The following is a 682-nucleotide window of genomic DNA, read 5'->3' as shown; positions in this document are numbered from 1 at the left end:
TATTCTAAATCCGAAATGATGCACGATAAGGTAATAGGTACATTCATTGAACGTGAATACTACTTTCTCTAAACAATCTAACCATTGGGTTCATGACCCCTTTCGCCGCGTAGACACTCAACTGACGCAGCAGCTCTTCCAGCGGCACGTCACTGCCGTGGCTGCGCTGGATGTCATAAATGGCGGTTTTCAGGTAGGAGAGCGTGAAGCTGCCCCGAGTACGTTCCTGTAACAAAATTTTATCCGCCAGTTGCTGAAGCCGGTCGCGGGTGGTATTTCAGCTCCCTTTCAGGGGCACGCTGTCAATACGCGCGGCCATCTCCTGCGCCCATTGACGGTTGACGTGCGGAACTTCACGGCCGGGCAATGACACATTAAAACGTCTGGCGGACGTGCTCGGTGTGAGCAGTGATTACATGCAGGAAGGAGCTGAAACCGGGGGAAGATAAAGAAGTGATTAAGAAGTTGCTGAATGCCTTTTTAACCAAGAAGCAATTACAGACGCTGGCAAGGTAAAAGAGCACCCTTTAAGTGAACGTGGAGAAAGAGTGCGACCAACACTTTAACCCTGCTAACCATAAACTGTAGTGGTCAAGGACTTCCGGACAAATTTTTAGCCGCTTTCCATTGTTTTTCGTACTCAACGGGAGACCTGCCCCCGTTGAAACTATGGGGACGGACA

At 49.7% G+C, this 682-nt stretch carries 1 pseudogene; it reads right to left on the bottom strand.

The features are described 5' to 3' along the window. Window positions 1-43: 43 nt before the first annotated feature. Window positions 44-262: pseudogene (locus Xvie_RS23510) on the bottom strand (VasL domain-containing protein); the annotation flags it as partial. Between the last annotated feature and the right edge of the window lie 420 nt (window positions 263-682).

Source organism: Xenorhabdus vietnamensis, assembly GCF_002127535.1.
Lineage (GTDB): Bacteria > Pseudomonadota > Gammaproteobacteria > Enterobacterales > Enterobacteriaceae > Xenorhabdus > Xenorhabdus vietnamensis.
The sequence above is the reverse complement of the archived record's forward strand: the minus strand, read 5'-3'. Positions and strand labels throughout refer to the sequence as shown.